This is a genomic window from Microbacterium sp. NRRL B-14842, from assembly GCF_050470785.1.
In genome coordinates, this window is the sequence record NZ_JBFLUM010000001.1 from 3013142 (window position 1) to 3039817 (window position 26676).

The following is a 26676-nucleotide window of genomic DNA, read 5'->3' on the forward strand; positions in this document are numbered from 1 at the left end:
CTGCGGCTCGGCCTTCGGGTGGCTGAGCCTGCTTCGGTTACGCCCGGGTGATCCTCACGAGGCCGTTCGACGTCTTCGCTGTGGCGGCACAGGCGGCGGATTTCGGATCCGCCGCAGAGGGGATCGACCGTACGCCCACGCCTCTTCGCCGCACAGCTCATCGAAGGAAGGACGTGACCGCGGACTGGTCTATGGGCCGTCAGGCCCGCAGACCAACGTAACGAAATGGCCGGTCAGCGGCAAATCCTGCTCCACGGACGTACCCGGGTTTCCGCCGCTGACCGGGGGATAGTACGAGCGTCTAGCAATCTCGGTGCGGCGTACTCACGGGCGCCGGACGGTGCGCGTCACGGTGAACTTCGGGGTGCGCCGGAGCTGGTCGGTGGGGCCGACCAGACGGCTCATCTCGGCCCGGTGGCCGAGGCTCGAGTTGTACACCGTGAACAGCTCCCCGTCCGGTCGGAGCAGACGCGCGGCGGCCTCGAACAGGCGGGTCGCGGCGCCGGTGTGCACGCTGGCGCCGAGGTGGAACGGCGGATTCAAGAGCACCGTGTCGAAGCTCCCCGCGGCGAGCGCCGAACCCGCGTCGTCGTGCGTGACCTCGACCCGGCCGGCCACGCCGTTCGCCGACGCGGTGGCACGGGCGGAGGCGACGGCGGCGGCCGAGCGGTCTGTGGCGACGACGCGGTCCCGCGGGTGGGCGAGCGCCCAGGACACGGCGAGCGCTCCGGTCCCGCAGCCGAGGTCGAGCACGCGGCGTCCGCCGTTCACAACTCCGGAAGAACGGCTGCTCTCGCCGCCGTTCCGCTCGTTCTCGGCGCGTGTCACCTCTGTTCTCCTGAGTTGTGAACCATCGAGGTCGAGCACCTCGAGCAGGACCCGGGTGCCGATATCGAGGCGGGACCCGGCGAAGGCGCCGCCGTGGGCCACGAGGACGAGGTCGCCGTGCCGCGCGGTGACCGGGAACGGCGGCGACTCGGGCACCGGGAGCGGCTCGGAGGCGACGAGCAGCCGCGACTTCCGCTCGGCGCGCTGCGCCTGTACCCGGGCGAAGCTCCGCCCCAGTACCTCGTTCTGCGCCAGAGTCATGTGCTTCACCCGACCGCCGGCGACGAGCACCGCGTCAGGCGCAGCCCACCGGGCGACCGCATCCGCGATCTCCTCCAGTTCGGCGAGGGCCTTCGGGAGCTGCAGCAGCACCAGTTGCGCACCGGCGAGCAGGCTCTCGTCGAGTTCGTGCGGGGTGAACCCACCGATCCCGAGCTCCTCCGCATTGCGGGCGAGCGCGCGGCGTCCGGTCGCGAGATCCTGGTGCACACGGATCCCGCGCCGCCCGGCCGCCGTGAGAGCGAGCGTGATCGCGCCGTACTCGTCTCCGATCACGACCGTCTCGGACCCTGGCACGTCGAGGGCGAGCGCCCGTTCCACGAGCAGCAGATCGGTCGCATCGTGGGCCTGGAGGTTGTCCGCCTCGACGTCGGGCCAGCGACGCAGACGACTGTAGGGGAACTCCGGCACCAGCCCACTGTACGCGGCCGCCTCACCCTCTCCCCGCGCACAGCTTCGGAGCTGACGGCCGGCACGCCGCCCAGAACCGCCCGTCAGGCGGCGTGTCGACAGAGATCTCCGAAGCTGTGCCTGCCCGCGAAGGAGAGGGTTGACACGGAACCGGGTCCCATGGTTACTTAGTCAAGTAAGTAACCCAGCAACCATGGAGGACTCGTGATCGAAGAAGGCAAGCCGCTCTTCCTCCAGATCGCCGAGCAGATCGAGGACTCCATCCTCGACGGCTCGCTGGCCGAGGAGGCGCAGGCCCCTTCGACGAACGAGCTCGCCGCGTTCTACCGCATCAACCCCGCCACCGCTGCGAAGGGAGTCGCCATGCTCACCGACAAGGGAGTGCTCCACAAGCGCCGAGGCATCGGCATGTTCGTCTCGGAAGGCGCCAGGGAACTGCTCCTCGGCGAGCGCCGCGCGGCCTTCGCCGACCGCTACATCGACCCGCTCCTCGCGGAGGCCCGCACGCTGGGTCTCGGCGCGGAAGACCTCGCGGACCTGCTCCGGCAGCGCGCCGCATCCGCCCCCACCCCAGAAGGGAAGAACCCCGCATGACCGCCGTCATCGAGGTGCAGAACCTCACCAAGCGCTACAAGGAGAAGAGGGCGCTCGACAACGTGTCGCTCTCGCTCGAGGGAGGCTCGATCTACGGGCTCCTCGGCCGCAACGGTGCCGGGAAGACGACACTCATGTCGATCCTCACGGCGCAGAACTTCGAGTCCTCCGGCACTGTGAAGGTGTTCGGCGAGCACCCGTACGAGAACGCCCACGTGCTCGGCCGGATCTGCTTCGTCCGGGAGAGCCAGAAGTACCCGGACGACGCGACCCCGCGGCACGCGTTCGCCGCCGCGCGCCTGTTCTTCCCGCACTGGGACCAGGACCTCGCGGACGAGCTCATCGCGGAGTTCCAGCTGCCGATGAAGCAGACCATCAAGAAGCTCTCCCGCGGGCAGCTCTCCGCGGTCGGCGTCATCATCGGCCTGGCCTCCCGCGCCGAGATCACGTTCTTCGACGAGCCCTACCTGGGGCTCGACGCCGTCGCCCGGCAGATCTTCTACGACCGGCTCGTGGAGGACTACGCGGAGCACCCGCGCACGATCATCCTCTCCTCGCACCTGATCGACGAGGTCGCGAACCTCATCGAGAAGGTCATCGTGATCGACAACGGCCAGATCCTCCTGAACGAGGACACCGATGCCGTCCGCGACCGCGCCGTGACCGTCGTCGGCGACGCCGCCAAGGTCGACGCCTGGACCGCCGGCCGCGAGGTGCTGCACCGGGATGAGCTCGGCCGCGTCGCCTCGGTCACCGTGCTCGGCACCCTCACCGCCGACGACCGCGCCGATGTGCGGGCCGCGGGTCTCGACCTCGCCCCCGTCTCGCTGCAGCAGCTCATCGTCCGCCTCACCCAGAAGGCCGAGAGCCGCGGCGCCACGAGAGCCGATGCCACCACGGAAGGAGTCCGCTGATGCGACGCACACTCAACGTCATCCGGCTGCAGCTCATCAACCGGCAGACCTTCGTCTGGGTCCCGCTGATCATCCTCGGCTCCGCCGTCGTGATCTCGGTCCTCATCTACGCGATGATCCCGGGCGATGCCCCCAAATACGGCGGAGGCGGCCAGGCGCCGCTGTGGTACTTCTTCGCGATCGGTCTGTCGGCCATGACGCTGACCTTCCCGTTCTCGCAGGCCATGAGCGTCACCCGGCGCGAGTTCTTCATCGGGACGCTGCTGACCGCGATCCTCGGGAGCGCACTGCTCGGGGTGCTGTTCCTCCTGGGCGGTGCGATCGAGCTCGCCACCAACGGCTACGGCGTGAACGGCTGGGTCTTCCACCTGCCGTGGCTGTGGGAGGCCGGCCCGCTCGGCGCCTTCGTCGTCTACTTCACCCTCGCCCTGTTCTTCTTCGTTGTCGGGTTCACCGGCGCGACCATCTACAAGAGCTGGGGTCCGATGGTCCTCACCATCGTCGGCGTCGCCCTGGCGCTCCTCCTCGTGGGGGTCGTGTACTTGGTGACACGGCTTGAGCTGTGGGGCGACGTGTGGCTCGGCATCCTCGACCTCGGCGCCGTGGGCCTCGCGCTCTGGGGGCTCGTGGTCGTGGCCGTCCTCAGCGTCATCTCGTTCCTCGCGTTCCGTCGGGCCACGCCCTGACGTGAGGATCCGAATCCGCTGATGCCGCGGCTGCGCACCCCGCGCGGTCGCGGCATCCGCGTCCTACCGCCTCTACCCGGCGGCCCGAGCCGGGGCAACCCGGTGGCCGCGGGCGGCCCTCGGCCCTATCCTCGCCAGAGAGGACCACCCGACCGCCGCGAGGAGAGGATGACGTGACGCCTGACCTTTCGCGCCTGCGCGTCCGCGAGCGCCGCTCGTACGTCGCCCGCACCATTCGCGAGGCGGTCCGACCCGCCCGCCTGCTCCTCGTCGTCAAGACGGCGCTCGCCGTGGGGCTCGCGTGGACCATCGCGCCGCACATGCCGGGAGTCACCGACGAGTACCCGTACTACGCACCCCTCGGCGCGCTCGTGAGCATGTATCCGACGCTCATGGGGTCCATGCGGTCGAGCCTGCAGACCCTGTTCGGCCTGGCCACCGGTATCGGTCTGGCCGCGGTGATCGTGCTCACCGTCGGACCGACGTGGTGGACGATCCCCCTCGTCGTCGGGCTCGGCGTCCTCGTGTCCGGCACCGGCTGGTTCGGCGTCGGCAAGGAGTACGTCCCGATGGCGGCGCTGTTCGTGCTCATCATCGGCGGTCAGAACGCGGACGACTACTCCGTCGGCTACCTGGCCCAGATGGGGGTCGGAGTCGTGATCGGCCTGGTGGTGAACCTTCTCTTCGCACCCGCACCGCTCATCGGATCGGCGGAGGCGCGGGTGGACGAGTTCCGCCGACAGCTCGCGGGACACCTGCACGACATCGGCTCCGCGGTCTCCGAATCCTGGCCGCCGGAGACCGCGCAGTGGGCGGACGATGCCGCCGCGCTCGCCGAGACCACTGCCGACCTCCGTGCGGCCCTGGCCGAAGCCGACGAGAGCGTGCGCTACAACCCCCGAGCCCGCCGTCGGCACGCGGGAACCGCCCACATCCACGAGCAGCTCTCCACCCTGGACCGGATCGCGCACCTCATCCGCGACATCGCCGACGCCACGGCCGACACGATCTGGGAGCGCCCCGCCGGCATGCCCCTGGACCCCGCGCTGCCCGAGCCGTTGTCCGCGGCCTGCCACGCCGTCGCCGACGTCATCGCCGAGGACGACCCCGCCTCGAGCGCGGCGCACCGCCGTCGCGGCGAGGCGGCGCGGGCGATCCGGCTCCTGCTGGAGCGCGTCGACGACCGCACGTTCGACGTCCGCAGTTCGATGGGACCGGGCGTGCTGACGGCGATGCACCTCCGCCGCATCCTCATCCTCAGCGGCGAGCGCCCCGACGACGACGACGAGTGACTCAGATGGTGTCGTCGGCGACGACGATGTCCATCTGCCAGTACCGGCCGGTCGGGTCGGTGTCGTCGTGCGCGGCGTCGGCGGCGGAGAGCACGTCGTTGATGTTGTGCATCACGTCGTCGAACTCGGCCTCCGTGAGGCGGATGGTGCGCTGCACGAATGACGCGTGCACCTCGGCCGTGCGGCCGGAAACGTACTCCGGCGTCCAGGCCATCACCCGCCGCACGAGGTCCTGGTGGTCTTCGGCGAGCGCCGCCACGACGGCCCCGCCGAGCGCCTCGTCGGGCACGGGGTTCTCCGGACCGCCGACGTTGAGGGCCCCTTTGCGGCCCGTCCACACGCGGTCGCGGCGGTCCCTGGCCTGCTCCGGCGCCTCCTCGATGAGCCCCGCCTCGGCGAGCACTCGCAGGTGGAAGCTGGCGCTGTTGGCGGGCACATCGAGCTCGCCCGCGATGTCCGCCGCGCGCAGGAATCCCCGCCGGGCGATCAGGCGGAGGATCTGTCGGCGCAACGGGTGCGAGTAGGCCTTGAGCATGGCCGACGTCATGAAGGCGGCGTCCTCCCGGGAGGTCGTTTCCGCGTCGTCGGCCATTCCCCGATCCTAGTCACGCAATTCCGCACGAATAGTTGCGCAATTAGTCTTGCGCAACTATCGTCGAGCCATGACGATGACGCCCACCCCCCACCGCCTGTCGCGGAACACGCGTTACCTCACCTGGCTCATCAGCGACACGAGCAAAGGCCTGGCGTCTGCCCTGTTCGGATTCGCCGTGCCGCTGCTCGCGCTGATCATCACGAACGACCCCGCGCAGGCCGGCGTCATCGCAGGTGCGGGCATGGTGGCCCGCCTGCTGCTCACGCTGGTCGGCGGCATCCTGGCGGACCGGCACCGGCGCATCGTGCTCATGCTCGTCGGCTCGATCCTGGGGATCGTGATGGCCGGAGCCTTCACGCTCCTCGCTCTCGGCGGCGCTCTCACCTTCGCGACCCTCCTCGTGATCGACGTGCTGTTGGCCGCACGGAGCGGCCTCTTCGACGTCGCCGGCGAGAGCGCATTGAAGGAGATCGTCCCGGATGACGCGATGGGGCGGGCGCAGGCCGCGAACCAGGGGCGCGACGCCGCCCTCCAGCTCGCGGGCGGACCCCTGGGCGGGCTGTTGCTCGGCTGTGGGCGGCTGGCTCGTCGGTGCCGTCATGACCCTCTGCCACCTCGTCGCGGCCGTGACCGCCGGGTTGCTCGGCCGTCAGACCAGGCGAGCGGGCCTCGCCGACACGGTGCCGAGGAGGACGCGGACCTCGACGCGCCCACCACCCGCCCGAACGCCTGGCGGGAGTTCCGGGAGGGATTCGGCTGGCTGCTGTCCCGCCCCGACCTCGGCGGCGTCATGCTCATCATGACGATCATCAACCTCGGCTTCAACGCCGCGATCACCACCGTCGTCTACGCCCTGCAGCAGGCGGGGCACTCCGAACTGCTCATCGGCACGGTCAGCGCGGCGATCGGCGCCGTGATGCTCGTCGGCGCGGTCGTCGCCCCGTTCCTCGTGCCCCGGATCCCGGCGGGGGTGCTGACGATCGGCGGACTCACGGTCGTCGCCCTCTGCGCCGTGGTGTTGTCGGTCGTGTCCGCGCCGTGGGCCGTCGCGGTCGTCCTCGGTGCCTCGGTGCTCCTCCTCCCCGCCCTCAATGCGGGGATGATGGGCTACTTCATGGTGGCCACGCCCTCCCGACTGCTGGGGCGCGCGAACAGCGCCATCGGCGTGCTTGCGATGGGAGCCATGCCGCTCGCCCCCCTCATCGCCGGCTTCGGCCTCGCGTGGGCGGGACGCCAGGGCACCATCCTGATCTGCGCAGCCCTGTGCGTGCTGGCCGCCGCCCTCGCGATCGGGAATCGCGCCCTCCGCAGCCTCCCCGTCGAGTCTCGGTGGGCCGCGCACGCCGCCCAGTACGAGGCGGACTGAGGCTCCGCGCTAGGGCGCGACCGCCAGCACGGTGATCCCCGCCGCCGCGGAGGCTACGGCGAGCACCAGCGCGATCGCGATGAGGATGACGTGCACGCGGAGGAACGGGGTGGCCTTGCCGTTCTCGTCCCTGGCGCGCGGATCGTTCGCGACCCGCTTGTAGAACCGCGGCCAGACGAGCACGTTGAAGCCGGCATTGAGGAACAGCACGACGACGAGAGCGATCACCCCTCCACGCTATCGAGGGTGTCGTCGCCCCACGGATTCGGGCGTCGGAATTCTTGGACCGCGACATGTATCACCGAGCCCTTGCCGTGCTCCTGGTAGGTGTGATCACAATGGGCTTCATGATCGACGGTGCCCCCGGCGCCGCCTTCGATCCGGCATCCGACGACGGGCGCGCACGCTGGGAACGTGCCGCGGACCTGTTCGATGCGTGGCGCGATGGCGACGGCCGCTCGATGGACGACCTGGTGCGGCTGATGACGCCGGTGCTGTGGCACGTCGTGCGCGCCTACGGCCTCGAACGCACCCTCGCGGAAGACGTCGTGCAGACGACCTGGCTCCAGCTCGTGCGCGGCCACGGTGCCATCGCCGACCCGCGGGCCGTCTCCGCGTGGCTCACGACCACCGCCCGCCGCGAGGCCTGGAAGGTCGGCAAGGCGAACGGTCGCGTCGACACCGCGGAATCCGACGACCTGGACGCCCTGCTTCCGGAGCAGGCGTCCGCCGAGGAGCACGCCACGCTGGACGACGAGAACCGACGGCTCTGGGCCGCGGTACGCCGCCTCGCCGAGCGCTGCCAGCGTCTCCTCCGGGTGATCGCCTTCGAGGACCGCCCTGACTACGCGCGCCTCGCCCGCGACCTGTCCATGCCGGTCGGCAGCATCGGGCCGACCCGCAGCCGCTGCCTCGCGAAGCTCCGCGACCTCCTCGACGCCCCGGCCCGTCGGACGGAGGGACGATCATGAGCGATGAGGACGACGCCCGGCTCTTCGCCCGCCTGCGCAGCCTCTGGGGAGAGGTCGATCCGGTCCCTGCCGGGCTGATCGACCGGATGGTCGCCGCGGTCGCGGCGGACGGGCTCAACCGCGAGTACGCGCTGCTCACCCTCGTGGAGGGCCAGCTCGGCACGGTCCGCGGCGAGACCGACGCCCTCACCCTCCAGTTCAGCGACGGCAGCACGAGCATCCTCCTCCACGTCACGACGACCGCGTCCGGACGACGACGGATCGACGGCTGGGTGGACACCGCCGCTGCGGAGATCGTGTTGCTGCAGGGCGAGCGCGAACGCCGCACGACCCCGGCGGAGACCGGCCGATTCATGTTCGACGAGGTGCCGTCGGGGCTCAGCCGCGTGCGCCTGACCGCGACGGTCGGCGACGAGACCCGCACCCTGGAGACCCCGCAGTTCGAGTTGTGACCCCGCATCGCCGGCGCCGTCGCCGTCGATGCCCACGGAGAGGATGACCGATGGAGCAGCCCCAGGGATGGACCTGGCAGGACCGCGCGGAGGGATCGATCCGCCGCGGGACCGCCCTCGACCCCAGCACCGAACCGGTGGACGGGATCCGAGCGTTCCCCACCGCGTACCTGCCGGAGCGCCTGCTGATCACGCGTGCCCTCGACGAGCAGGAGGCGTACGACCGCGAGCTGCGCGCCCTGAGGGATGCCGCCGACTCCTTCGGCTGGCGGCTGGAGCTGGAGTCGCCGGAGCGGGAGATCGGGAACGGCGAGCTCGTGCCGGGTGTCGCGGGGTTCCTGCGGGCGCGCTTGACCACGCCGGATGAGCCGACCAGGGGCGAGTCCCCCGTGGCGCCCGATGCCTGGCGGGTGCTGCAACGCGCGCGCCGTCTGTCGCGCTCGACGATGCCGCGGACCAGCCTCGAGCACGTGCTCTCGATCGATCCGGTCGGGCTCAACCCGTTCACCCGCACGAACCCGTTCACGCGGACGAACCCGTTCACCCGGACGAACCCCGTCCGCGGTGCGGCACCCGGCGGAGGCGGCAGCGACGACTACCTGGAGCCCGGACGCGGGGCGCGGCAGCCGGTCACCTGGCTCGGTCCCGCCCCGGCCCGCGCCGCCGCTCCGAAGCGCGGACGACGGCCGGTCGTGGCGATCCTCGACACCGGGTGCGGGGAGCACGCCTGGCTGCCGTCCGACATCGTCACCCGGCACGTGGAGCTCGACGGCGTCCCCGTGGGCTTCACGGACGACGCCGACCCCGAGCGCTACCCCGACCTCTACGGCCAGCTCGACGGCGAGATCGACGCGGTGGCCGGGCACGGCACCTTCATCGCGGGCCTCGTGCGTCAGGCCGCTCCGGACGCCGACATCCTGTCGATCCGTGTCGCCGGCGCGCTCGGGGTGGTGGACGAGAGCACGCTCCTCGAGACCGTGGCGCAGGTCGTGGAGCTGCTCCGGCGGCATCGGGAGGATCCGACGACGGGCTTCCCGATCGACGTGCTGAACCTCTCCCTCAGCTACTACCACGAGACCCCGACCGACGGGCTCTTCAGCACGACGCTGTACGAGCTGCTCGCGAAGGCCAGGGAACTCGGCTGCGTGGTCGTCTGCTCGGCCGGCAACGACGCGATCGACCGCCCCTCCTTCCCCGCGTCGCTGTGGCCGTGGCCCGGCGCCGACAACGGGCTGCGGTCCGACGACGGGGCTCCGCACGTCTCCGTCGGCGCCCTGAACCCGTCGGCGCACTCCGTGGCCCTGTTCTCGAACGTCGGCCCGTGGGTGCAGGTGTACGCCCCGGGCGCCGCGGTGGTCAGCACCTCGCCGGCCTTCGTCGGCGGCGCGCAGGCCGCGACCCGCGCAGACGTCGACGGGCTGCCGCGCGAGACGCTCGACCCGGACGACTACCGAGGCGGCTTCGCGGTGTGGAGCGGCACCTCCTTCGCGGCGCCGTACATCGCCGGACGGGTCGCCGCCCAGCTCGGCGCCGTCCCGACCCAGGGTGTGAAGCCCGCCGTCGCCGCGAAGGCCGTCGCCGCCGTCCTGACGTCGCTGCCGACGCCGCACGAGAGGTCCTGACGCCTCTCACCCTTCCGCACGACCACCCCGGCACGGCATCCTGGACGGATGCCCCTGTCCGCGAGCGCGCTGCACCGACGCGGCGTCGAGGCGGCCAACGCCCGGCAGTTCACCCGCGCCCGGCGGGAGCTGGAGAAAGCCGCCGCTCGCACGGACGACGTCGACCTCCGCGCGCGGATCGACGGCACGACGGCGTATGTGCTCGCGCAGACCGGTGAGCCCGCGGCGGCGGAGGCGCTGTGCCGGGAGGCCCTGGCCAGGGACGGACTGCAGGCCGAGACGGTCGCCCTCCTCGGCGGGCAGCTCGGCGCCCTCCTCATGCACGGCGGACGGATGGAGGAGGCCGAGGCGAGCCTGACCGCCGCGATCGACGCCCTCACCGCTGCCGGTGCCGAGACCACCGCGCTCGCGAACTGTCTGATGAACCGGTCGGTGGTGCGGATGCAGCGCCATCGTCTGGACACCTGCATGGCCGACCTCCGACGTGCGATCGGGATCTACGAGGCGCACGAGGAACGGGACTCCCTCGCCGAGGCCACGCACAACCTCGGCTATGCCGCGCTGCTCGGCGGGGACCTCGTGTCGGCGCTGCGCCTGATGGCCGCGTCCCGGCCGACGTTCGCGGCCACCAGCGCCCTGGCCACCGCCATCAGCGACCTCGACCGCGCCGAGGTGCTCCGCGACGCGGGCCTGACCACCGAGGCGGAGGCGCTGCTCGGCCGCGTGGCCGTGCAGTTCGGTGCACAGCGGATGCGCCAGGCCCGTGGTGAGGCCGAGTTCCACCTCGCCCGCTCGCTCGTCCGGCACGACCCTCGGGCGGCCGAGCGCGCCGCCCGCACCGCCGCCCGACGCTTCACCGCCCTCGGCAGCAGCGGCTGGGCGGCCAGAGCCGCCGCGGTGCAGCTGGAGGCGCGGCAGCGGATCCGGCCCGACCGCCCCCTCGATGCGGACGCGTGGGAACGCGTGGCGCAGGAGCTCGACCGGAGCGGCTTCCGCACCGAGGCCACGGCCCTGCGGCTGAGCGCCCGCCGCGACGGCACCGGCCGCCTCCCCCGCGTCCCCGCCTCGGCCCCGACGCCGCTGCGGCTCCGTGCGCAGGAGGTCCGTGCGGCCCGCGCCGCCGGACGCGGCCGTGACGGGGAGGCGCTGCGCGCCGCGGCCGCCGGGCTTGACCTGCTGTCGGCGTGGCAGCGGTCGTTCGGCGCCCTCGACCTGCAGGCCTCCGTCGCCATGCACGCCAGCGACCTCGTGTTCACCGGGCTCGCCGCCGCCGTCCGCCGCCGCGACCCTGCGACGCTCTTCGAGTGGTCCGAGCGCGCCCGGCACCTCAGCCAGCAGGTCGCCCCCGTCCGCCCCCCGCACGACGACGCCCTCGCCGCCGACCTCGCAGAACTGCGGATGCTGCGTGCCGACCTCGCGGGGGCGGACTGGACGACCGACCCCACCGTCCGCGCGCTCCGCGACCGGGTGCGGGAGCGGCAGTGGTCCGCCACCGGCTCGGGAGCGACGAGGGAGCGCCGGACGCTCGCCGAGACCTCCGCGCTCCTGCCGTCCGATACGGCGGTGCTGGCCTACGTCTACACCGGCACCGGCCTGCACGGGGTGGTGGTGCGGCCGGACGGCGCGACCGTCGTCGACCTGTCGTGGTCGCGGGTACGGACCGCTCTCGACGGCCTGCGCGCCGACCTCGACATGGCCGCGCTCACGCGGGGCGGCGCGATGGGGTCGGTGACCGCGCGCGCTCTGACGGCACGCCTCGCAGTCCTGGACGACGAGTTGCTCGGGCCGATGCGCCGGGCCGCCGCGGGCGCCGAGCGGTTGGTCGTCACCGTTCCCGGAATCCTCGGCGGGGTGCCGTGGGCCATGCTCCCCGGCATGCACGGCGTGCCGTTCACCCTCGCGACCTCGGTCTCGCGCTGGTTTCACGGCACGACGGCCGCCGCCTCGACCCCGAGCGTGGGCTTCGCGGCGGGACCACGGGTTCCGCGGGCGGCGGAAGAGGTCCGGCGCGCGGCGGATTCATGGACGACGCGGGGGGCGACCCGCCTGCTGCAGGGCACCGAGGCGACCGTGACCGCCGCCACGGCACTGGCCGCTTCCGTCGATGTGCTCCACATCGCCGCGCACGGACGCCATGCGGTCGACAATCCTCTGTTCTCCGGCTTCGAGCTCGCCGACGGGGTGCTCTTCGGCTACGACGTCGACCTCATCCCCCGGGTGCCGCGGACCGTGATCCTCTCGGCGTGCGAGCTGGGGCGCTCCTCCGTGCGCTGGGGAGAGGAGGCCCTGGGCATGACGCGGGTCTGGCTGCACGCGGGCGTGGACTCGGTGATCGCGGCCCCGGTCACGGTGCCGGACGACGACGCCTGCGAGCTCCTCACCGCGGTCCACGGCGGCCTCTCGACCGGTGCTTCTCCCGCCGACGCCCTGGCGAGCGCCGCGCTGACGACGGGGGTTTCCGCCCCATTCCAGTGTCACGGCAACGGATTCTGACTTTTTTGCCGGACCGAGGTATCAGAATCGCACCCACCCTCTCCTGTTCTTCGGAAGGTGTCGAGCGACAGGCCTCGAAGGGAGAGGCCCGAGGGAGGCGCCGTCGGTTCTGGGGAAACGCCGCTGGGGAGCGGGAAGACGAGACGGACACCATCTGCTCGGGAGCGTCACGGTATGCAGCCGCGACGCTCTCGCAGGGCCTCGGCGATCTGGGGACGCCGAGGCCCTCGGGGTGTCCGCGGGCGGCCGGAGCGCCTCAGGCGAGGAGGACGCTGTACCCCGCGGCGCGCAGCGCATCGACCGCGGCGCCGTCGGCTCCTCGATCCGTGATGACGGTGGCGAAGAGCTCCGACCCGCCGACCGTGGAGAACGCCTCGACCCCGAGCTTGCTGCCGTCGGTCACGACGACGGCGCGCCGCGCACGCTCCGCCATCATCCGGTTCACCGCCGCCTCGCGCTCGTCCTGCGTGGTCGCCCCGGCTGCCGCGTCCATCCCGTTCACACCGATGAAGGCGAGGTCCAGCCGCACCCCGCGGAGCAGCTGCTCGACGAACGGGCCCACGAGCTCGTACGTGCGCGAGTGGATGACACCGCCCGTGACGACCACCTTGATCTCCGGCCGGGTGGCGAGCTGCGCGGCGATGTTCACGGCGTTCGTGACCACCGTGATCCCGCCCTCCGCTGCCAGGTCCTCGCGGGCGGCGAGCGCGGCCGCGATGGCCGTGGTCGTCGTGCCGCCGGAGAGCCCGACCACCATACCGGGGGTGACGAGCGCCGCCGCGGTCTGTGCGATGCTCTCCTTCTCGTGCGTGCGGAGATGGCTCTTGTAGCGGAGGGGCAGTTCGTAGGCGACGGTCTGGGCAACGGCGCCGCCGTGCGTGCGTGTGAGCAGCCGCTGCTCGGCGAGGGAGTCGAGGTCGCGGCGGGTGGTGGCCGGAGAGGCTCCGAACCGCTCCACCAGCTCCTCCACCGTCACCTCCCCGTCCGCCGCGAGGAGGTCGAGGATCGCGTGCAGTCGGGCCGCGCGCTTCACCGGTCGTCGTTCCGCGTCGAGGTCGCAGCTGTGCCGGGAACCTCTGCGACCGGAGCGGGATTCTGCGACGAAAGCAGGGCGAACAGTCGCAGCATCCGGGCGGCTTCGTCCGCGAGGGCGGCGCGGGCGGGAGCGAGGTACTTGCGGGAGTCGACGAGACGCTCGTCGGCGGCGAGCACCTCGCGGACCGCGCGCGTGAAGAAGCCGTTGAGGTGGGTGGAGACGTTGACCTTCGTCATCCCGGCGCGCACGGCGTCGGCGATCACGGCGTCGGCAACCCCGGAGGAGCCGTGCAGCACGAGAGGCACGTCCGTCCCGTCGGAGGCGGCACCGCGGAGGGCCGCCCGCAGGCGGGCGATGAGGTCGAGGTCGAGGGAGGCGGTGCGGTCGGTCATGGCGTGCGACGACCCCACGGCCACGGCGAGCGCGTCCACCCCGGTCGCGGCGACGAACGCCCGCGCCTCGTCCGGATCGGTGCGCACGCCGGGGGCATGGGCGCCGTCCTTCCCGCCCACCTCGCCGAGCTCGCCCTCCACGTAGACCCCTGCCGCGCGCGCCCGGGCGGCGACCTCGGCGGTCACCGCCACGTTCTCGTCGTAGGGCAGCGCGCCGCCGTCGAACATGACCGAGCCGAAGCCGAGGGCCACCGCCTCGTCGACGAGCTCCGGTCGCTCCGCGTGGTCGAGGTGCACCGCCACCGGGGTCTCCGCGCGTCCTGCCGCGGCGAGCGTCGCGAGGGCGATCGGCTCCAGACCGCCGTGATAGTCGGCGCAGTTCTGCGAGATCTGCAGGATCACGGGGAGCTGTGCGAGTGCGGAGGCCCGCACGAGGCCCTCCGCGGTCTCCAGGTGGATGACGTTGAAGGCACCGATGCCGGTGCCGGCGGTGGCAGCCGCGGAGACGAGCTCCCGGGCGGAGACGAGGGTCACGAAGGGTCCTTCCGGAAGGAGGCGGGGTCGGGGCGGGACACGCGGAGCTGCTCCTCGAGCGCGCGCCAGCGGGGAGAGATGTCGCCGGCGAGCGGCATGAGCACGGCGGCCGCCGACCACGCGGTCGCGCGGCGGAGGATGACCTCGGGATCACGCTCGCCCTCCGCGGAGAGCACGGCGCAGGCCGCGACCGCGGCGTCTCCCGCACCGGTCGGGTTGCCGGAGAGCGGCTCGTCGAGTCGGGCGTGCAGGAGATCGGTCGCGGTCACCGCGAGCATGCCGTCGGCCCCGAGCGACAGGAGCACGAGCTCGGCGCCCCGGGCCAGCAGCGACCGGGCCCCCTCGACGGGGTCGTCGATGCCGGTGGCTTCGGCGAGCTCCGCGGCATTGGGTTTGAGCACGGTGGCTCCGGCGTCGGCGGCGCGCAGGAGGGCCGGGCCCGAGGTGTCCACGATCACCGGGACCCGGGCGTCGGCGCCCACCGCGACGAGCATCGGCACGAGCGATTCCGGCGCTCCCGGGGGGAGGCTCCCGGAGACGACGAGGACCCCGGCGCCGGGAAGCCGGTCGACGATCTCCGCGAGAAGCCCGCCCCACTCGGCATCGGTGGGGTTCACCCCTCGTTCGTTGACGATCGTGGTGTCGCCCGCGGCCTCGTCGACGAGGGCGATGCTGCGACGGGTGTCGGCCGCGACGGGCACGAGCACATGGGGCACGCCGCTGGCCGTGAGCTCCGCGGCGAACTCCGCGCCGACCGGACCGCCGGCCGTGGTCAGCGCGAGGACGGACGCCCCCTCGGCGTGCGCGACCCTGGCGACGTTGAGGCCCTTGCCGCCGGCGCGGGACGCCCCGGTGTCCGTGCGGTGTGTCCCGCCTGCGACGAGGCGATCGACCCGCCAGGTGAGGTCCAGAGCCGGGTTCGGGGTGACGGTGAGGATCATGCGAGCTCCCTGGCACGGAGGGCGGCGCCGATCAGTCCCGCGTTGCCGGACAGCTCGGCGGGGACGAGCGCGGGGAGGCGGTGGAAGCTGAGACGCGCCGCGAGACGGGTCCGCAGCTCGTCGAAGAGCGCGCCGCCCGCCCGCGACAGTCCGCCGCCGATTACCACGGCCTCGGGGGCGACCACGGCGGTCAGCTGCGCGAGCGACAGGGTGAGCGCGTCCAGCGCCGAGTCCCAGATGTCGGCGGCGACCCGGTCCCCGGCGGCCGCGCGGGCGATGACGTCCTTGGCGCCGTCCGGGGTCGTCCCCGTGGCCTCCCGGTAGCGGCGCGCGATGGCGCCCGCCGAGGCCACGGCCTCCAGACAGCCACGGGCACCGCACGGGCACACCGGTCCGTCGGCGATCGGGGAGTGCCCGATCTCGCCGGCGTAGCCTCCGGCCGTGTAGGGGTGGCCGCCGACGAGCAGGGCCCCCGCGATCCCGGTGCCGATCACGAGGATCACCGCGTCGTCGTAGGCCCGCGCGCCGCCCAGCTCGTGCTCGGCCCAACTCGCGGCGCGCACGTCGTGGTCGAACGCGACGGGGAGGCCGAGACGCTCGGCGGCGAGCGCGCGCAGCGGTGCGTCCCGCCAGCCCATGTTGCTCGCGAACACGCCGATCCCGGCGGCCGCGTCGACGATCCCCGGCACCACGAGCCCGGCGGCGCGCGGCGTCACGTCGGGATGCTCATCGCGGAGCTGCGCGGCGAGCACCTGCAGCCGGTCGAGCAGCGCGGGGGTGCGGTCGCCGTCGGCCGTGGGGGTGGGCGTGCGGCGGAGACCGAGCGCCCGCCCGTCCGCATCGAACAGCGCCGACTTGATGTCCGTCCCTCCGACGTCGAAGGCCAGGACGGGCGACCCGGCGCCGAGCGTGCGCACCGCGGCGAGCTTCTCGCCGGCCTCGTCCCTCGCGACGTCGGGGATCGCGTCCGCGGCGTCGTTCGGGGTCATCGCTCGGCTCCGGGGATCGCTGGCGTCATGCATCCAGGATGACGGATCGCGTGAGGTTGCGCGGCTGGTCGGGGTCGAGCCCGCGGGCCACGGCACGGTCGAGGGCTGTCCGGTGCAGGCGCACGAGATCGGCGAGCGGGTCGATCGCGCGGTGCTCGAAACGGGCGCCCGTGGCGCGCACCTCCGCGGCCAGTCCTTCCGGTGCCTCTCCGAACTGCCACGTCACCCGGCCCGGGGCGGCGATGGCGATCGGACCGTGACGGTAGTCCATCGACGGATACGCCTCGGTCCACGACTGCGACGACTCGCGCAGCTTCAGGGCGGCCTCGTGGGCCAGGCCGATCGTCCAGCCCCGACCGAGGAACGTGTACTGCTCGGCATCGCGCAGCTCGATGTCGTCCCCGTCTTCGGCGAGCACGGCCGTCGCGTCGGCGATGGCTCCGGAGAGGTCCTCACCCAGCGACGCCCGGAAGAGTGCGAGAGCCGTCGTGGCGAAGCGCGTCTGGACGACGGACTGCTCGTCGGCGAACGGCAGCAGCACGGCATCGTCGACGAGCGAGACGAGCGGGGAGTCCGGGTCGCCGATCACGCCGATCCTGCGGGTGCGCCCCTTGATGCGGTCGACGAGCTCCAGCACCTCGGTGGTGGTGCCGGAGCGGGTGAGGGCGACGACGGCGTCGTAGCCGCGGTCGACGAAGGCCTCGGAGGCCGCGAACGCGTCGGTCTCGCCGTGGCCGGACGACTCGCGCAGCGCGGCGTAGGACTGCGCCATGAACCACGACGTGCCGCAGCCGACGACCGCGACCCGTGCACCCCGGGCCGGCAGCAGAGCCTGCTCGGCGGTGAGTTCGGCGGCGGTGGCCCACATCTCCGGCTGGGAGCGGAGCTCTGCGCGCATGTGTGCGCCGGGCAGCGAAGCGGTCATGAAGAGGCCTTTCGGACGAGATGTTGCGTACTTGTGATTGTTTCGGGCGTTATCCGATCATAGTATTTCGTCCCAGGAGAGCAACATCTTGATTTGTTTGTTTGCCTGACAAATAATCAGGACGAGTTCCCCCGAGCCCCCGCTCGGACGATCACGACCGCTCAGGCGGCGCGATCATCACGCACCGTCGCGTGGAGTGTTCTGCGACTGTGCACCACCCCCCTCTCCGGAGAGCGGATCCCGCCCGCTGGAGCAGCACCCACAGTGAGGAATGCAATGCCCATGAACAAGTCACGGCGATACGGGGCCGCAGCGGTCGCGGCCGTCGCCACGCTGTCGCTCGCATCCTGCGGTTTCGGTGGATCGGGAGGAGACAGCGGCGGCGGCGACGACGCCAGTACGCTCGACCTGCTCGTCCCCAGCTACTCCGACGCCACGAAGGGTCTCTGGGAAGACGTCATCGACGGGTTCACCTCAGACAACCCCGACATCAAGGTCAACCTCGAGGTGCAGTCGTGGGACAACCTCGAGAAGGTCATCTCCACGAAGGTCCAGGCCGGCGAGGCGCCCGACATCTACAACGGCGGCCCCTTCGCGGGCTTCGTCGAGGACGAGCTGCTCTACCCCGTCGAGGAGGTCGTGTCCGACGACGTCTACTCCGACTTCCAGGACTCCTTCCTCGCCAACGCCGAGGTCGACGGCACCGCCTACGCGCTGCCGATGATCGCCTCCGCGCGCGCCCTGTTCGTCAACAACGACCTCCTCTCCCAGGCGGGCGTCGAGGCGCCGACCGACTGGGATTCCCTGCTCGACGCGGCGACCAAGGTGTCCGGGCTCGGCGGTGGTGTCGCGGGCTACGGCATGCCGCTCGGTTCGGAGGAGGCACAGGCCGAGGCCGCCGTGTGGCTCTGGGGCGGCGGGGGATCCTTCGGCGACGCGTCGGAGATCACCATCGACACCCCGGAGAACCTGGTCGGCGCCGAGCAGATCAAGAAGATGATCGACGCCGGAGCGACCCAGGCCGACCCCGGCTCCACGCAGCGCTCCCCGCTGATGGACATCTTCATCCAGGGCAAGATCGGCATGCAGGTCGGCCTGCCGCCGACGGTCGGTCAGATCGCCGAGAACAACCCGGAGCTCGACTACTCCATCGTCCCGATCCCGACGAAGGACGGCTCGCCGTTCACCCTCGGCGTCATGGACCAGCTGATGGCGTTCGAGAACGACGGCGACAAGCAGGAGGCGATCACGAAGTTCCTCGACTACTTCTACTCGCCTGAGGTCTACGTGCCGTGGGTGCAGGCGGAGGGCTTCCTCCCCGTCACGAAGTCCGGCGCCGAGGAGCTGTCCGGCGAGGAGGCCCTCAAGCCGTTCCTCGACGTGCTGCCCGACGCGCAGTTCTACCCGTCGACCAACCCGAAGTGGTCGGCCGCGGACGGCGCCTTCAAGTCGCTGTTCGGACAGATCCAGGACCAGCCGGCGGCCGATGTGCTGAAGCAGATCCAGGACCAGGTGGACGCGGGCTGACCCGCGGAACGGAGAGGTTCGGGAATCCCCCATGAGCCAGACGACAGAATCCTCGAACCTCGCGGGGGCGGCCACCGGCCGCCCCCGCACCCCGGACGCCGGGACGGCCGGGCGCGGTCGCCCCGGCGGGCGGGACCTCCTCCAGGCGCTGCCCTGGATCGCCCCCGCACTGGTGCTCATCATCGGCGTGGTGCTGTTCCCCGCCGGCGTCATGTTCTTCAACTCCACGCGGGACATCTCGCTCTCGGGTCTGGACAAGGGCTCGGCCGGCTTCGACAACTTCGTGACCGTCTTCACGTTCCCGGAGTTCTGGCCGATCTTCGTCCGCACGATCGTCTGGGTCGTGTCGGTGGTGCTGTTCACGGTCGTCATCTCGCTCGGCCTCGCGCAGATCCTCAACAAGGCGTTCCCGGGTCGCCAGCTCGTGCGGATGGCGGTCATCGTGCCGTGGGCCGCGTCGGTGGTGATGACCACGATGGTCTTCTACTACAGCCTCGAACCGTACTTCGGGGTGTTCAACAAGTTCCTCTACGACATCGGGCTCTCCGACGACGCGGTGGGCTACGGCTGGACGAAGAACCCGACGACGGCGTTCGTCTGGTCCATCGTCATCGCGGTGTTCGTGTCGCTGCCCTTCACGACCTACACGATCCTCGCGGGGCTGCAGGCGGTCCCCGCCGACGCGATCGAGGCCGCGAAGATGGACGGCGCCGGCGCCGCCAGGACCTACTGGTCGATCGTCCTGCCGCAGCTGCGCAGCGCGCTCGCCGTGGCGATCCTCATCAACATCATCAACGTCTTCAACTCGCTGCCGATCCTCAAGGTGATGACCGGGTCGATCCCGGGCTACGGCGCCGACACGATCATGACCCTGATCTTCAAGTACATCGAGCTGCAGAAGAAGGTCGACGTCGCGAGCGCGCTGTCGGTCGTCGCCTTCCTCATCGTGATCGCGATCGTCGCGGCCTACGTCAAGATCGTCAAGCCCATGAAGGAGGTCTGATCATGACCGTGACCGAGACCGCCCTCGTGACCACCGCCGACTCCCGCGGACGACGCACCCCGCCGATCCCCGGCCGTCGGCGCCGCTACACCGCCGACCAGGTGACTCTGCCCCGGGTGATCCTGCGCACCGCCGCCGGATTCCTCGTGCTCGCGATCTTCGTGCTGCCGTACCTCATCATGTTCTTCGGATCGGTGAAGACGAAGGCGCAGATCCGCTCGGTCGACCCGACCTACCTCCCGGTGGAGTGGCACTGGGAGAACTACCTCACGATGTGGTCGACGCCCGAGACGCCGCTGCCGTACAACCTCGTCTCGACCATCGTCATCTCCGTGTTCGCGACCCTCCTCGTGCTGCTCGTGTCGCTCCCCGCGGCCTACTACACGGCCCGGTTCCGGTTCCCCGGGCGCATGGTGTTCCTGTTCCTCGTGATCGTGACGCAGATGCTGCAGCCGGCGGTGCTCACGTCGGGCCTGTTCCGTCAGTTCACCGTCCTCGGCCTCGGCGACACCTGGACCGCGATGATCTTCATCAACGCGGCCTTCAACCTCTCGTTCGCGGTGTGGATCATGCACTCGTTCTTCGCCGGCATCCCGAAGGAGGTCGACGAGGCCGCGCAGATCGACGGCGCCGGGCGCCTCACGGTCCTGTTCCGGATCAACCTCCCGCTCGTCTGGCCCGGCATCGTCACCGCGATCGTGTTCACGTTCGTGGCCTGCTGGAACGAGTTCGCCGCCTCGCTGGTGATCCTGTCGACGGACAAGAACCAGCCGCTGTCGGTCGCGCTCACGAAGTTCGTCGGTCAGTACGAGACGAGCTGGCAGTACGTGTTCGGCGTCTCGATCGTCGCGATCCTGCCCGTCATCATCCTGTTCATGCTCATCGAGAAGCGTCTCGTCGGCGGCCTCACCGCCGGCAGCGTGAAGTAACCCACCCGGCTTCCGGTCCACCCCCCGGGTTCCCGTCCGGCACACCTGCACGACCGTGGCGCGCGTGCAGGGGTTCCGGACGGATCCGGTCGTGCGAACGTACCCGGGTCGTGCAGCCGGAACATCCGCCGGCAGAGGTCAGGGGCGGGGTCAGGGGCGGGGGCCGCCGGCGCGGAGCTGCTCGGGGCTCCATCGCACGCCGAGGACCGCGGTGAGGGCGGCCTGCGCGGCCCCGGCGGAAGGAGCGACGCGGGGATCGGCATACCGGATCGGCACGTCGGCGGTGCCGCGGGCGGGATAGCCGCTCTCGGCGCGGACACGCTCCAGGAACCGGGGACCGAGCTCCGTCGCGGGACCGCCGATGACGACCTCGATCGGATCGAGCAGCGCCACGATGAGCTTGATGGCACGGGCCAGGGCCCGCGCGCCGTCGTCGATCAGCGTCTGATCCGCACGGGAGACGAGGGTGCGGACGGCCGGCACGTCCAGCGCGTCCGAGAACTCCTCCCCCAGCATCGGTCCCATCGCGGCCGCCGACTCCAGACAGCCGCGGCGTCCGCAGCGGCACGGACGCGCGGCCTCGCCGAACACCACCTGCACATGCCCGATCTCCCCCGCACGGTCGCGGGGCCCCGGCGCGAGCTCCCCGTCGAGGGTGACCGCGGCGCCGATGCCTCCGCCGCTGTGGATGAACAGCCGGTAACCCGAGGGTGCGGCGTCCAGACCGGCCTCCGCGATGGCCTCGGCGTCGACGTCGTTGACGAGGAGGACCGGGACGCCCGCGATGCTCTCGAAGCGCTCGGCCAGCGGCACCTCGTGCCACTCCAGCTGCACGCTCTCCAGCACCGTGCGCCCGTCGGTCGTCCCCGGGACCTGCACGCCGATCGCGAGCAGCCGCGCGCCGTAGGCGGCCACCACCTCGGCGACGGTCTCGTCCAGCACCCGGTCGCGGGTCTGCGTCGCGTAGGAGACGCTGCGGCGGGCGACCTCGGAGCCGTCGAGGGCGACGAGCGCCAGGTACGCACTGGTCGGCTGCACGACGAGCACGAGGATCAGATGATGCTCCGCGTCGATGCTGAGCGTGGTCGCGCGTTTGCCCCCCGTGCTCACCGCCTGCTCGCCCTCCGCGATGAGCCGGTGCTCGATGAGTTCCGCGACGAGGGACGACGCGGTCGCCGCTGTGAGGCCGGTCGCCCGCGCGATCCCTGCGCGCGTCTGCGAACCGGACGCCTGGAAGACGAGTTGGAGCGCCCGCCGCAGGTTCGCTCGCCGAACCGCCGCCTGGGTGTCCAGCGCGTCGTCGTGGGTGAACATCTGCGAGTTCCTTCTCGGGGCCGAGGTCCGTCGATTGACAGCGCGCGTACCGCTCCGTACGCTCGGTCCGTTAGTTTATTCATTGAACTTAGTCAGCCCGAGCGTCGATCGGGAGGAGCATCATGCGCTACCCCCAGATCCTAGAGCGCGCCGCCGATCGGACACGAGACGCGCAGACGTCGTCCAACGGCCACGCTCGCGGCATCCGGGAACGCAACCGCGCCCTCGTCCTGCGCACGCTCATGGAGCAGTCGGCTCTCAGCCGCGCGGATCTCTCCCGGCTCACCGGTCTCGCCCGCCCCACCGTGTCCGACGTCGTGCGCGATCTGCTCGCCGACGGCGTGATCCGGGAGAGCGGACCCAGTCAGGAGTCCCGGCCGGGAAAGCCCGCCGTGATGCTCGAGTTCGACCAGCGCGCCGTGCAGGTCATCGCGCTCGACCTCTCCGTGCCCGGTGAGGTCATCGGGGCGCTGGCCTCGCCCGACGGTCGCCTCTCGCACCGCCTCCACCGGCCGCGCACCCCGGACGCCGCGGAAGCCGTCGCCGGTCTCGTCGCGGAGCTGCGGAGCCTCGCCGACGGTCCCGCGCTCGGCATCGGCATCGGTGTGCCCACCGGCTCCTCCGCGCTGCTCGGTCTCGGGCCACGACTCGCGGAGATCCTCGACGCCCCCGTGCACCTCTTCGACGACGCCGATCTCGTGGCCGACGCCGAGCAGCGGTTCGGCTCCGTCGGCACCGACTTCCTCCTCGTCCGCCTCGGCACCCGCATCGGCACCGCGATCCGCGTCGTCGGCGACGACGGCGCCCCGGTCGAACGATCCATCGGGGCCCGTGAGCTCGCGCACGTCGGTGCGGGCGGCGACCCCGGCGAGGTCTGCCTGTGCGGACGCGACGGCTGCGTCCACGCGTGGGCCGCGGCTCCCGCCATCGCCCGGCGCCTGGACGCCTCGGGAGCGGACCGCACGCAGGTGCTCGCCGCCGCGGGTGCGCGGCTCGGCACGTCGCTCTCGGTCATCGCCGCTGCCGTCGACCTGCCGACGATCGTGCTGAGCGGTCCCGACGAGATCGTCGGAGCCGCACTGGTCGACGCGACGGCCACCGCGGTCCGAGCCGCCTCGCACCCCTCTCTCGGACCCACCGTGGTGCCGAGCGCGGTCGAAGACGCCGTCCTGCTGGGTGCGGCGACCCGCGTGGTGGCCGCCGAGTTCAGCCCGCGCTGACGGACGCGCCCGTCATCCGTCCCCTCCCGCCCGGAAGGGATGGGAGACTCGATCCCGCGAGGCGGCCGTCCGTCGTCTCGATCCGTCCTGGGAGGGAATCCGCATGAAGGTACTCGTGATCGGCGCGACCGGCAGCATCGGCGGGGTGGTCGCCGCCACCCTCGACGTGCGGGGACACGAGGTCGTGCGGGCGTCCCGCTCCGGCGAGCAGAACGTGGACGTGACCGACCCCGCCTCCATCCGCAGCCTCTTCGAGCGGGTCGGCCCGGTCGACGCCGTCGTGGTCGCCGTGGGCTCCGTGCCCTTCAAGCCGCTCACCGATCTCGACCGCGACGACTATCTCGCCGCCTTCACCGGGAAGACCCTCGCGCAGCTCGACGTCGTGCGGGTCGCCCTCGACCACGTGACCGACGGCGGCTCCCTCACCCTCACCAGCGGCGTGCTCGCGCGGGAGCCGATCGCGACGGGAGCGGCGGCGGCGATGGCCAACGGCGCCCTGGAGTCGTTCGTGATCACGGCGGCGGCCGAGGCCCCGCGGGGGATCCGCATCAATGCGGTCTCCCCCGACGTGCTGGCGAACTCCCCCGGGTACTTCTCGGCCTTCCCCGGCCACCGCCCTGTCACCGACGACGAGGTCGGCCAAGCGTACGTGCGCGCGGTCGAGGGCATCGTCTCGGGGCGGGTGCTCCCCGTCTGATGGCGCTCTCCCTCACTCCCGTCCCCACCCTGACCACCGAGCGGCTGGACCTCGTGCCGCTCGGACCGGAGCATCTCGACGGCACCTGGGCGGCCCTGCAGGAGCCCGAGGTGCTGCGGCTGACCGGCACCCACGCGCGCTTCACCCGCGAGGGCGTCGAGACCTGGCTCCGGTCGCTCGCCGACCGGGACGACCGGGCGGATTGGGCGATCCTCCGTCGCGACGACGGCGCGCACATCGGCGAGGTGGTCCTCAGCGACCTGGACGAGGACAACGGCTCGGCCGGTTTCCGCATCGCCCTCGCCGGCCCGCGGTGGTTCGGCGCCGGATACGGGACCGAGGCGACGCGCGCGGTCATCCGGCACGCCTTCGACACCGTGGGACTGCATCGCGTGGAGCTCGAGGTGTACGCGTTCAACCCGCGGGCGCAGCGCGCCTACGAGAAGGCCGGGTTCGTCGTCGAAGGCCGGCGCCGGGAGGCGCTGCGCTGGGACGGCGAATGGGTCGACGCGATCGTCATGGGCATGCTCGCGGACGGGTGACTGCCGCCGAACGGCGGTGAGCGCAAGGGGGAGGCGGAGCACAGGTCCGTGTCGGAGGATGAGGGTATGACCGACGCGCCGCTGTCCTCCCGTCCCTGGCTCCGCTCCTATGCCGAGGGCGTGCCGGCCGACATCGAGGAGCCGACGCAGACGCTGCCGGAGATGCTGGCCGCCGGCATCCGACAGTACGCGCGGCGGCCCGCCCTCGAGTTCTTCGGCGCCGTCACGAGCTACCGGGACCTCGGTGAGCAGATCGACCGCGCCGCGGAAGGACTCCGCCACCTCGGGGTCACGAAGGGCGACCGGGTGGCGCTGGTGCTGCCGAACTGCCCGCAGCATGTCGTCGCCTTCTACGCGGTCCTGCGTCTCGGCGCGATCGTCGTCGAGCACAACCCGCTCTACACCGCGCGAGAGCTGCGCCACCAGTTCGAGGACCACGGGGCCCGGGTCGCGATCGTGTGGGACAAGGTCGCCGACACCGTGGCGGGATTCCCGGACGATCTCCGGGTCGACCACATCGTGAGCGTCGACCTCACGGCGGCGATGCCCCTGTCGAAGCGCCTCCTGCTGCGACTCCCGGTCCCGAAGGCCCGGGCGTCCCGGGCGAAGCTGACCGGCACGCCGCGCGCGCGGCACCTGACGCCGTGGAAGAAGCTCGTGTCCCACCGGCGGCTTCCCCGACGGACGCCCGCGCCGTCGCTCGGCGACACCGCCGTCCTGCAGTACACGAGCGGCACGACAGGGATTCCCAAGGGGGCCATCCTCACCCATGCGAACCTGCGGGCCAACGCGATGCAGGGGCGGGCCTGGGTGCCCGGGCTCCGCGACGGCGAGGAGACCTTCTACGCCGTGCTTCCGCTCTTCCACGCGTACGGCCTCACCCTGTGTCTCACGTTCGCCCTGAGCATCGGGGCCAAGGTCGTGCTGTTCCCGACGTTCGACCTGGGCCTCGTGACCGACGCCGCCCGCACGAGCCCTCCGACCTTCCTCCCCGCCGTCCCGCCGATCTACGATCAGCTGGCGCGGGCGGCGGGACGCGGCACCGTCGACCTCTCGAGCGTCCGGTTCGCGATCTCCGGGGCCATGAGCCTCCCCGTCGAGACCGTGCGGCGCTGGGAGGAGGCGACCGGAGGGCTGCTCGTCGAAGGCTATGGGATGACCGAGGCCTCCCCCGTCGCGCTCGGCAACCCGATGGGTCCGACCCGGCGGCCCGGCACGGTGGGAGTGCCGTTCCCGAGCACCGAGATCCGCGTCGTCGATCCCGACGACCCCGACGTCGACGTGCCCACGGGCGAGCCCGGCGAGCTGCTGCTGCGCGGACCGCAGGTTTTCCAGGGCTACTGGGGTCGGCCGGGGGAGACGGCCGAGGCCCTGTTGCCGGACGGCTGGCTCCGTACCGGCGACATCGCGGAGGTCTCACCGGACGGATTCGTCACCATCGTCGACCGCCGGAAGGAGCTCATCATCACCGGCGGCTTCAACGTCGCGCCCAGCGAGGTGGAGAACGCGCTCGAAGCCCACCCGGACGTCGTGGCGGCGGCCGTCGTCGGGCTGCCCCGGTCGAGCGGCGGCGAAGAGGTCGCGGCGGCCGTGGTGCTCCGTGAGGGCGCCGCCGAGGACATGGAGGGGCTCCGCGACTTCTGCCGTACGCGGCTGACCGCCTACAAGGTGCCGCGGCGCATCACCGCCGTCGACGACCTCCCGCGGTCGCTCATCGGCAAGGTGCTGCGGCGCGAGGTGCGCGATCGGCTGCTCGCGGCGCGCGGGGCCTGACGAGCGGAGTCAGCGTCCCTCGGCGGCCTCGGTGTGGTGCCGGATGACCTCGGCGACGACGAAGTTGAACCACTTCTCCGCGAACTCCGGGTCGAGGTGGGCGTCTTCGGCGAGCGCCCGGAGCCGGGCGACCTGCTGCTCCTCGCGGTTCGGGTCGGACGGCGGCATCGCGTGCTCGGCCTTCAGGTGTCCCACCTGCTGTGTGGCGCGGAACCGCTCCGCGAGCAGGAAGATCAGGGCCGCGTCGATGTTGTCGATGCTCGCACGCAGCCGGAGCAGTTCGGCCTTCGGATCCTCAGCGGCAGTCATGCCCCTACTCTAGAGCCGCAGATCACCCTGCCCCCGACGAGG

The 26676-nt window shown here is 71.8% G+C and carries 26 protein-coding genes; 16 read left to right on the forward strand and 10 right to left on the reverse strand.

Annotated features, from left to right (window positions below; all coding sequences use genetic code 11):
- Positions 1 to 324: 324 nt before the first annotated feature.
- Positions 325 to 1518, reverse strand: a complete 1194-nt coding sequence (locus AB1285_RS14700) for a class I SAM-dependent methyltransferase (RefSeq protein ID WP_370428160.1) — start codon at positions 1516 to 1518, stop codon at positions 325 to 327.
- A 204-nt stretch (positions 1519 to 1722) separates the two neighbouring features.
- On the opposite strand from AB1285_RS14700, the gene AB1285_RS14705 reads away from it, so the two are divergent.
- From AB1285_RS14705 to AB1285_RS14720, 4 genes are all read left to right on the forward strand, one after another.
- A complete protein-coding gene (locus AB1285_RS14705) occupies positions 1723 to 2112 on the forward strand; it encodes a GntR family transcriptional regulator (protein WP_025104181.1) in 390 nt (129 codons plus the stop codon).
- Complete coding sequence (locus AB1285_RS14710) at positions 2109 to 3026, forward strand: ABC transporter ATP-binding protein (RefSeq protein WP_187662888.1); 918 nt, start codon at positions 2109 to 2111, stop codon at positions 3024 to 3026. Before AB1285_RS14705 ends, AB1285_RS14710 begins: the two co-directional genes overlap by 4 nt.
- Positions 3026 to 3712 (forward strand): hypothetical protein, encoded by a 687-nt coding sequence (locus AB1285_RS14715; protein WP_187662887.1) that lies wholly within the window; start codon positions 3026 to 3028, stop codon positions 3710 to 3712. Before AB1285_RS14710 ends, AB1285_RS14715 begins: the two co-directional genes overlap by 1 nt.
- Before the next feature lie 173 nt (positions 3713 to 3885).
- Positions 3886 to 5004 carry an FUSC family protein gene (locus tag AB1285_RS14720; protein WP_370428161.1) on the forward strand — a complete coding sequence of 373 codons (1119 nt, stop codon included), beginning with the start codon at positions 3886 to 3888 and terminating at the stop codon, positions 5002 to 5004.
- 1 nt (position 5005) lies between these two features.
- Here AB1285_RS14720 and AB1285_RS14725 read toward each other — a convergent pair whose 3' ends face one another.
- Positions 5006 to 5596: an ArsR/SmtB family transcription factor gene (locus tag AB1285_RS14725; protein ID WP_187662885.1), complete on the reverse strand. Its 591-nt coding sequence runs from the start codon at positions 5594 to 5596 to the stop codon at positions 5006 to 5008.
- Positions 5597 to 5666: 70 nt separating this feature from the next.
- Here AB1285_RS14725 and AB1285_RS14730 point away from each other — a divergent pair, with 70 nt between their 5' ends.
- A complete protein-coding gene (locus AB1285_RS14730) occupies positions 5667 to 6965 on the forward strand; it encodes an MFS transporter (RefSeq protein ID WP_429977484.1) in 1299 nt (432 codons plus the stop codon).
- A gap of 9 nt (positions 6966 to 6974) precedes the next feature.
- On the opposite strand, the gene AB1285_RS14735 is transcribed toward AB1285_RS14730, so the two are convergent.
- The gene (locus tag AB1285_RS14735) at positions 6975 to 7193 is read right to left on the reverse strand and encodes an SCO4848 family membrane protein (protein ID WP_259951727.1); all 219 of its coding nucleotides are present in this window, start codon (positions 7191 to 7193) and stop codon (positions 6975 to 6977) included.
- 119 nt (positions 7194 to 7312) lie between these two features.
- Between AB1285_RS14735 and AB1285_RS14740 the strand changes: the two genes are divergently transcribed.
- From AB1285_RS14740 to AB1285_RS14755, 4 genes are read left to right on the forward strand one after another with little or no spacing between them, the layout of a single operon-like run.
- Positions 7313 to 7936: an RNA polymerase sigma factor gene (locus AB1285_RS14740; protein WP_232089144.1), complete on the forward strand. Its 624-nt coding sequence runs from the start codon at positions 7313 to 7315 to the stop codon at positions 7934 to 7936.
- A complete protein-coding gene (locus AB1285_RS14745; protein WP_268777540.1) occupies positions 7933 to 8388 on the forward strand; it encodes a hypothetical protein in 456 nt (151 codons plus the stop codon). The genes AB1285_RS14740 and AB1285_RS14745 overlap by 4 nt, the downstream gene beginning before the upstream one ends.
- A gap of 50 nt (positions 8389 to 8438) precedes the next feature.
- Positions 8439 to 10010 carry a S8 family peptidase gene (locus tag AB1285_RS14750; RefSeq protein WP_370428163.1) on the forward strand — a complete coding sequence of 524 codons (1572 nt, stop codon included), beginning with the start codon at positions 8439 to 8441 and terminating at the stop codon, positions 10008 to 10010.
- Between the two features lie 48 nt (positions 10011 to 10058).
- Positions 10059 to 12503 carry a CHAT domain-containing protein gene (locus AB1285_RS14755; RefSeq protein ID WP_370428164.1) on the forward strand — a complete coding sequence of 815 codons (2445 nt, stop codon included), beginning with the start codon at positions 10059 to 10061 and terminating at the stop codon, positions 12501 to 12503.
- A 256-nt stretch (positions 12504 to 12759) separates the two neighbouring features.
- On the opposite strand, the gene AB1285_RS14760 is transcribed toward AB1285_RS14755, so the two are convergent.
- Genes AB1285_RS14760 through AB1285_RS14780 form a run of 5 tightly spaced genes read right to left on the reverse strand, consistent with a single transcriptional unit; the run spans position 12760 to position 17320 of the window.
- Entirely contained in the window at positions 12760 to 13536 is a 777-nt protein-coding gene (locus AB1285_RS14760) for a DeoR/GlpR family DNA-binding transcription regulator (protein WP_366237205.1), read from the reverse strand.
- Positions 13533 to 14465 carry a class II fructose-bisphosphate aldolase gene (locus AB1285_RS14765; RefSeq protein ID WP_370428165.1) on the reverse strand — a complete coding sequence of 311 codons (933 nt, stop codon included), beginning with the start codon at positions 14463 to 14465 and terminating at the stop codon, positions 13533 to 13535. The genes AB1285_RS14760 and AB1285_RS14765 overlap by 4 nt, the downstream gene beginning before the upstream one ends.
- Positions 14462 to 15406: a 1-phosphofructokinase family hexose kinase gene (locus AB1285_RS14770; RefSeq protein ID WP_268777545.1), complete on the reverse strand. Its 945-nt coding sequence runs from the start codon at positions 15404 to 15406 to the stop codon at positions 14462 to 14464. The genes AB1285_RS14765 and AB1285_RS14770 overlap by 4 nt, the downstream gene beginning before the upstream one ends.
- Positions 15403 to 16395: an ROK family protein gene (locus AB1285_RS14775; RefSeq protein ID WP_187662876.1), complete on the reverse strand. Its 993-nt coding sequence runs from the start codon at positions 16393 to 16395 to the stop codon at positions 15403 to 15405. The genes AB1285_RS14770 and AB1285_RS14775 overlap by 4 nt, the downstream gene beginning before the upstream one ends.
- A 25-nt stretch (positions 16396 to 16420) precedes the next feature.
- Positions 16421 to 17320, reverse strand: a complete 900-nt coding sequence (locus tag AB1285_RS14780; protein ID WP_370428166.1) for an SIS domain-containing protein — start codon at positions 17318 to 17320, stop codon at positions 16421 to 16423.
- 282 nt (positions 17321 to 17602) lie between these two features.
- On the opposite strand from AB1285_RS14780, the gene AB1285_RS14785 reads away from it, so the two are divergent.
- The 3 genes from AB1285_RS14785 to AB1285_RS14795 are packed head-to-tail and all read left to right on the forward strand — an operon-like array spanning position 17603 to position 20779.
- Entirely contained in the window at positions 17603 to 18847 is a 1245-nt protein-coding gene (locus tag AB1285_RS14785; protein WP_429977485.1) for an extracellular solute-binding protein, read from the forward strand.
- 31 nt (positions 18848 to 18878) lie between these two features.
- Entirely contained in the window at positions 18879 to 19850 is a 972-nt protein-coding gene (locus tag AB1285_RS14790; protein WP_366237201.1) for a carbohydrate ABC transporter permease, read from the forward strand.
- A 2-nt stretch (positions 19851 to 19852) separates the two neighbouring features.
- Positions 19853 to 20779, forward strand: a complete 927-nt coding sequence (locus AB1285_RS14795; protein ID WP_025104200.1) for a carbohydrate ABC transporter permease — start codon at positions 19853 to 19855, stop codon at positions 20777 to 20779.
- A gap of 150 nt (positions 20780 to 20929) precedes the next feature.
- On the opposite strand, the gene AB1285_RS14800 is transcribed toward AB1285_RS14795, so the two are convergent.
- Positions 20930 to 22093 (reverse strand): ROK family protein, encoded by a 1164-nt coding sequence (locus AB1285_RS14800; RefSeq protein WP_370428167.1) that lies wholly within the window; start codon positions 22091 to 22093, stop codon positions 20930 to 20932.
- A 122-nt stretch (positions 22094 to 22215) separates the two neighbouring features.
- On the opposite strand from AB1285_RS14800, the gene AB1285_RS14805 reads away from it, so the two are divergent.
- The 4 genes from AB1285_RS14805 to AB1285_RS14820 all read left to right on the forward strand — a co-directional run bounded on the left by AB1285_RS14805 (position 22216) and on the right by AB1285_RS14820 (position 26325).
- Complete coding sequence (locus tag AB1285_RS14805; protein ID WP_268777552.1) at positions 22216 to 23313, forward strand: ROK family transcriptional regulator; 1098 nt, start codon at positions 22216 to 22218, stop codon at positions 23311 to 23313.
- A 103-nt stretch (positions 23314 to 23416) separates the two neighbouring features.
- A complete protein-coding gene (locus tag AB1285_RS14810; protein ID WP_366237198.1) occupies positions 23417 to 24010 on the forward strand; it encodes a short chain dehydrogenase in 594 nt (197 codons plus the stop codon).
- Complete coding sequence (locus tag AB1285_RS14815; RefSeq protein WP_370428168.1) at positions 24010 to 24552, forward strand: GNAT family N-acetyltransferase; 543 nt, start codon at positions 24010 to 24012, stop codon at positions 24550 to 24552. The genes AB1285_RS14810 and AB1285_RS14815 overlap by 1 nt, the downstream gene beginning before the upstream one ends.
- 66 nt (positions 24553 to 24618) lie before the next feature.
- Complete coding sequence (locus AB1285_RS14820; RefSeq protein ID WP_259954088.1) at positions 24619 to 26325, forward strand: long-chain-fatty-acid--CoA ligase; 1707 nt, start codon at positions 24619 to 24621, stop codon at positions 26323 to 26325.
- Between the two features lie 9 nt (positions 26326 to 26334).
- On the opposite strand, the gene AB1285_RS14825 is transcribed toward AB1285_RS14820, so the two are convergent.
- A complete protein-coding gene (locus AB1285_RS14825) occupies positions 26335 to 26634 on the reverse strand; it encodes a chorismate mutase (RefSeq protein WP_025104206.1) in 300 nt (99 codons plus the stop codon).
- Between the last annotated feature and the right edge of the window lie 42 nt (positions 26635 to 26676).

What these genes read in the sequence shown, in the direction of transcription:
- AB1285_RS14780 (WP_370428166.1), bottom strand. Translation starts at nt 17,320, where the DNA reads ATGACCGCTTCGCTGCCCGGCGCACACATGCGCGCAGAGCTCCGCTCC.
- AB1285_RS14775 (WP_187662876.1), bottom strand. Translation starts at nt 16,395, where the DNA reads ATGACCCCGAACGACGCCGCGGACGCGATCCCCGACGTCGCGAGGGAC.
- AB1285_RS14790 (WP_366237201.1), top strand. Translation starts at nt 18,879, where the DNA reads ATGAGCCAGACGACAGAATCCTCGAACCTCGCGGGGGCGGCCACCGGC.
- AB1285_RS14810 (WP_366237198.1), top strand. Translation starts at nt 23,417, where the DNA reads ATGAAGGTACTCGTGATCGGCGCGACCGGCAGCATCGGCGGGGTGGTC.
- AB1285_RS14825 (WP_025104206.1), bottom strand. Translation starts at nt 26,634, where the DNA reads ATGACTGCCGCTGAGGATCCGAAGGCCGAACTGCTCCGGCTGCGTGCG.
- AB1285_RS14740 (WP_232089144.1), top strand. Translation starts at nt 7,313, where the DNA reads ATGATCGACGGTGCCCCCGGCGCCGCCTTCGATCCGGCATCCGACGAC.
- AB1285_RS14785 (WP_429977485.1), top strand. Translation starts at nt 17,603, where the DNA reads ATGAACAAGTCACGGCGATACGGGGCCGCAGCGGTCGCGGCCGTCGCC.
- AB1285_RS14730 (WP_429977484.1), top strand. Translation starts at nt 5,667, where the DNA reads ATGACGATGACGCCCACCCCCCACCGCCTGTCGCGGAACACGCGTTAC.
- AB1285_RS14745 (WP_268777540.1), top strand. Translation starts at nt 7,933, where the DNA reads ATGAGCGATGAGGACGACGCCCGGCTCTTCGCCCGCCTGCGCAGCCTC.
- AB1285_RS14755 (WP_370428164.1), top strand. Translation starts at nt 10,059, where the DNA reads ATGCCCCTGTCCGCGAGCGCGCTGCACCGACGCGGCGTCGAGGCGGCC.
- AB1285_RS14815 (WP_370428168.1), top strand. Translation starts at nt 24,010, where the DNA reads ATGGCGCTCTCCCTCACTCCCGTCCCCACCCTGACCACCGAGCGGCTG.
- AB1285_RS14725 (WP_187662885.1), bottom strand. Translation starts at nt 5,596, where the DNA reads ATGGCCGACGACGCGGAAACGACCTCCCGGGAGGACGCCGCCTTCATG.
- AB1285_RS14805 (WP_268777552.1), top strand. Translation starts at nt 22,216, where the DNA reads ATGCGCTACCCCCAGATCCTAGAGCGCGCCGCCGATCGGACACGAGAC.
- AB1285_RS14770 (WP_268777545.1), bottom strand. Translation starts at nt 15,406, where the DNA reads ATGATCCTCACCGTCACCCCGAACCCGGCTCTGGACCTCACCTGGCGG.
- AB1285_RS14710 (WP_187662888.1), top strand. Translation starts at nt 2,109, where the DNA reads ATGACCGCCGTCATCGAGGTGCAGAACCTCACCAAGCGCTACAAGGAG.
- AB1285_RS14715 (WP_187662887.1), top strand. Translation starts at nt 3,026, where the DNA reads ATGCGACGCACACTCAACGTCATCCGGCTGCAGCTCATCAACCGGCAG.
- AB1285_RS14795 (WP_025104200.1), top strand. Translation starts at nt 19,853, where the DNA reads ATGACCGTGACCGAGACCGCCCTCGTGACCACCGCCGACTCCCGCGGA.
- AB1285_RS14800 (WP_370428167.1), bottom strand. Translation starts at nt 22,093, where the DNA reads ATGTTCACCCACGACGACGCGCTGGACACCCAGGCGGCGGTTCGGCGA.
- AB1285_RS14750 (WP_370428163.1), top strand. Translation starts at nt 8,439, where the DNA reads ATGGAGCAGCCCCAGGGATGGACCTGGCAGGACCGCGCGGAGGGATCG.
- AB1285_RS14820 (WP_259954088.1), top strand. Translation starts at nt 24,619, where the DNA reads ATGACCGACGCGCCGCTGTCCTCCCGTCCCTGGCTCCGCTCCTATGCC.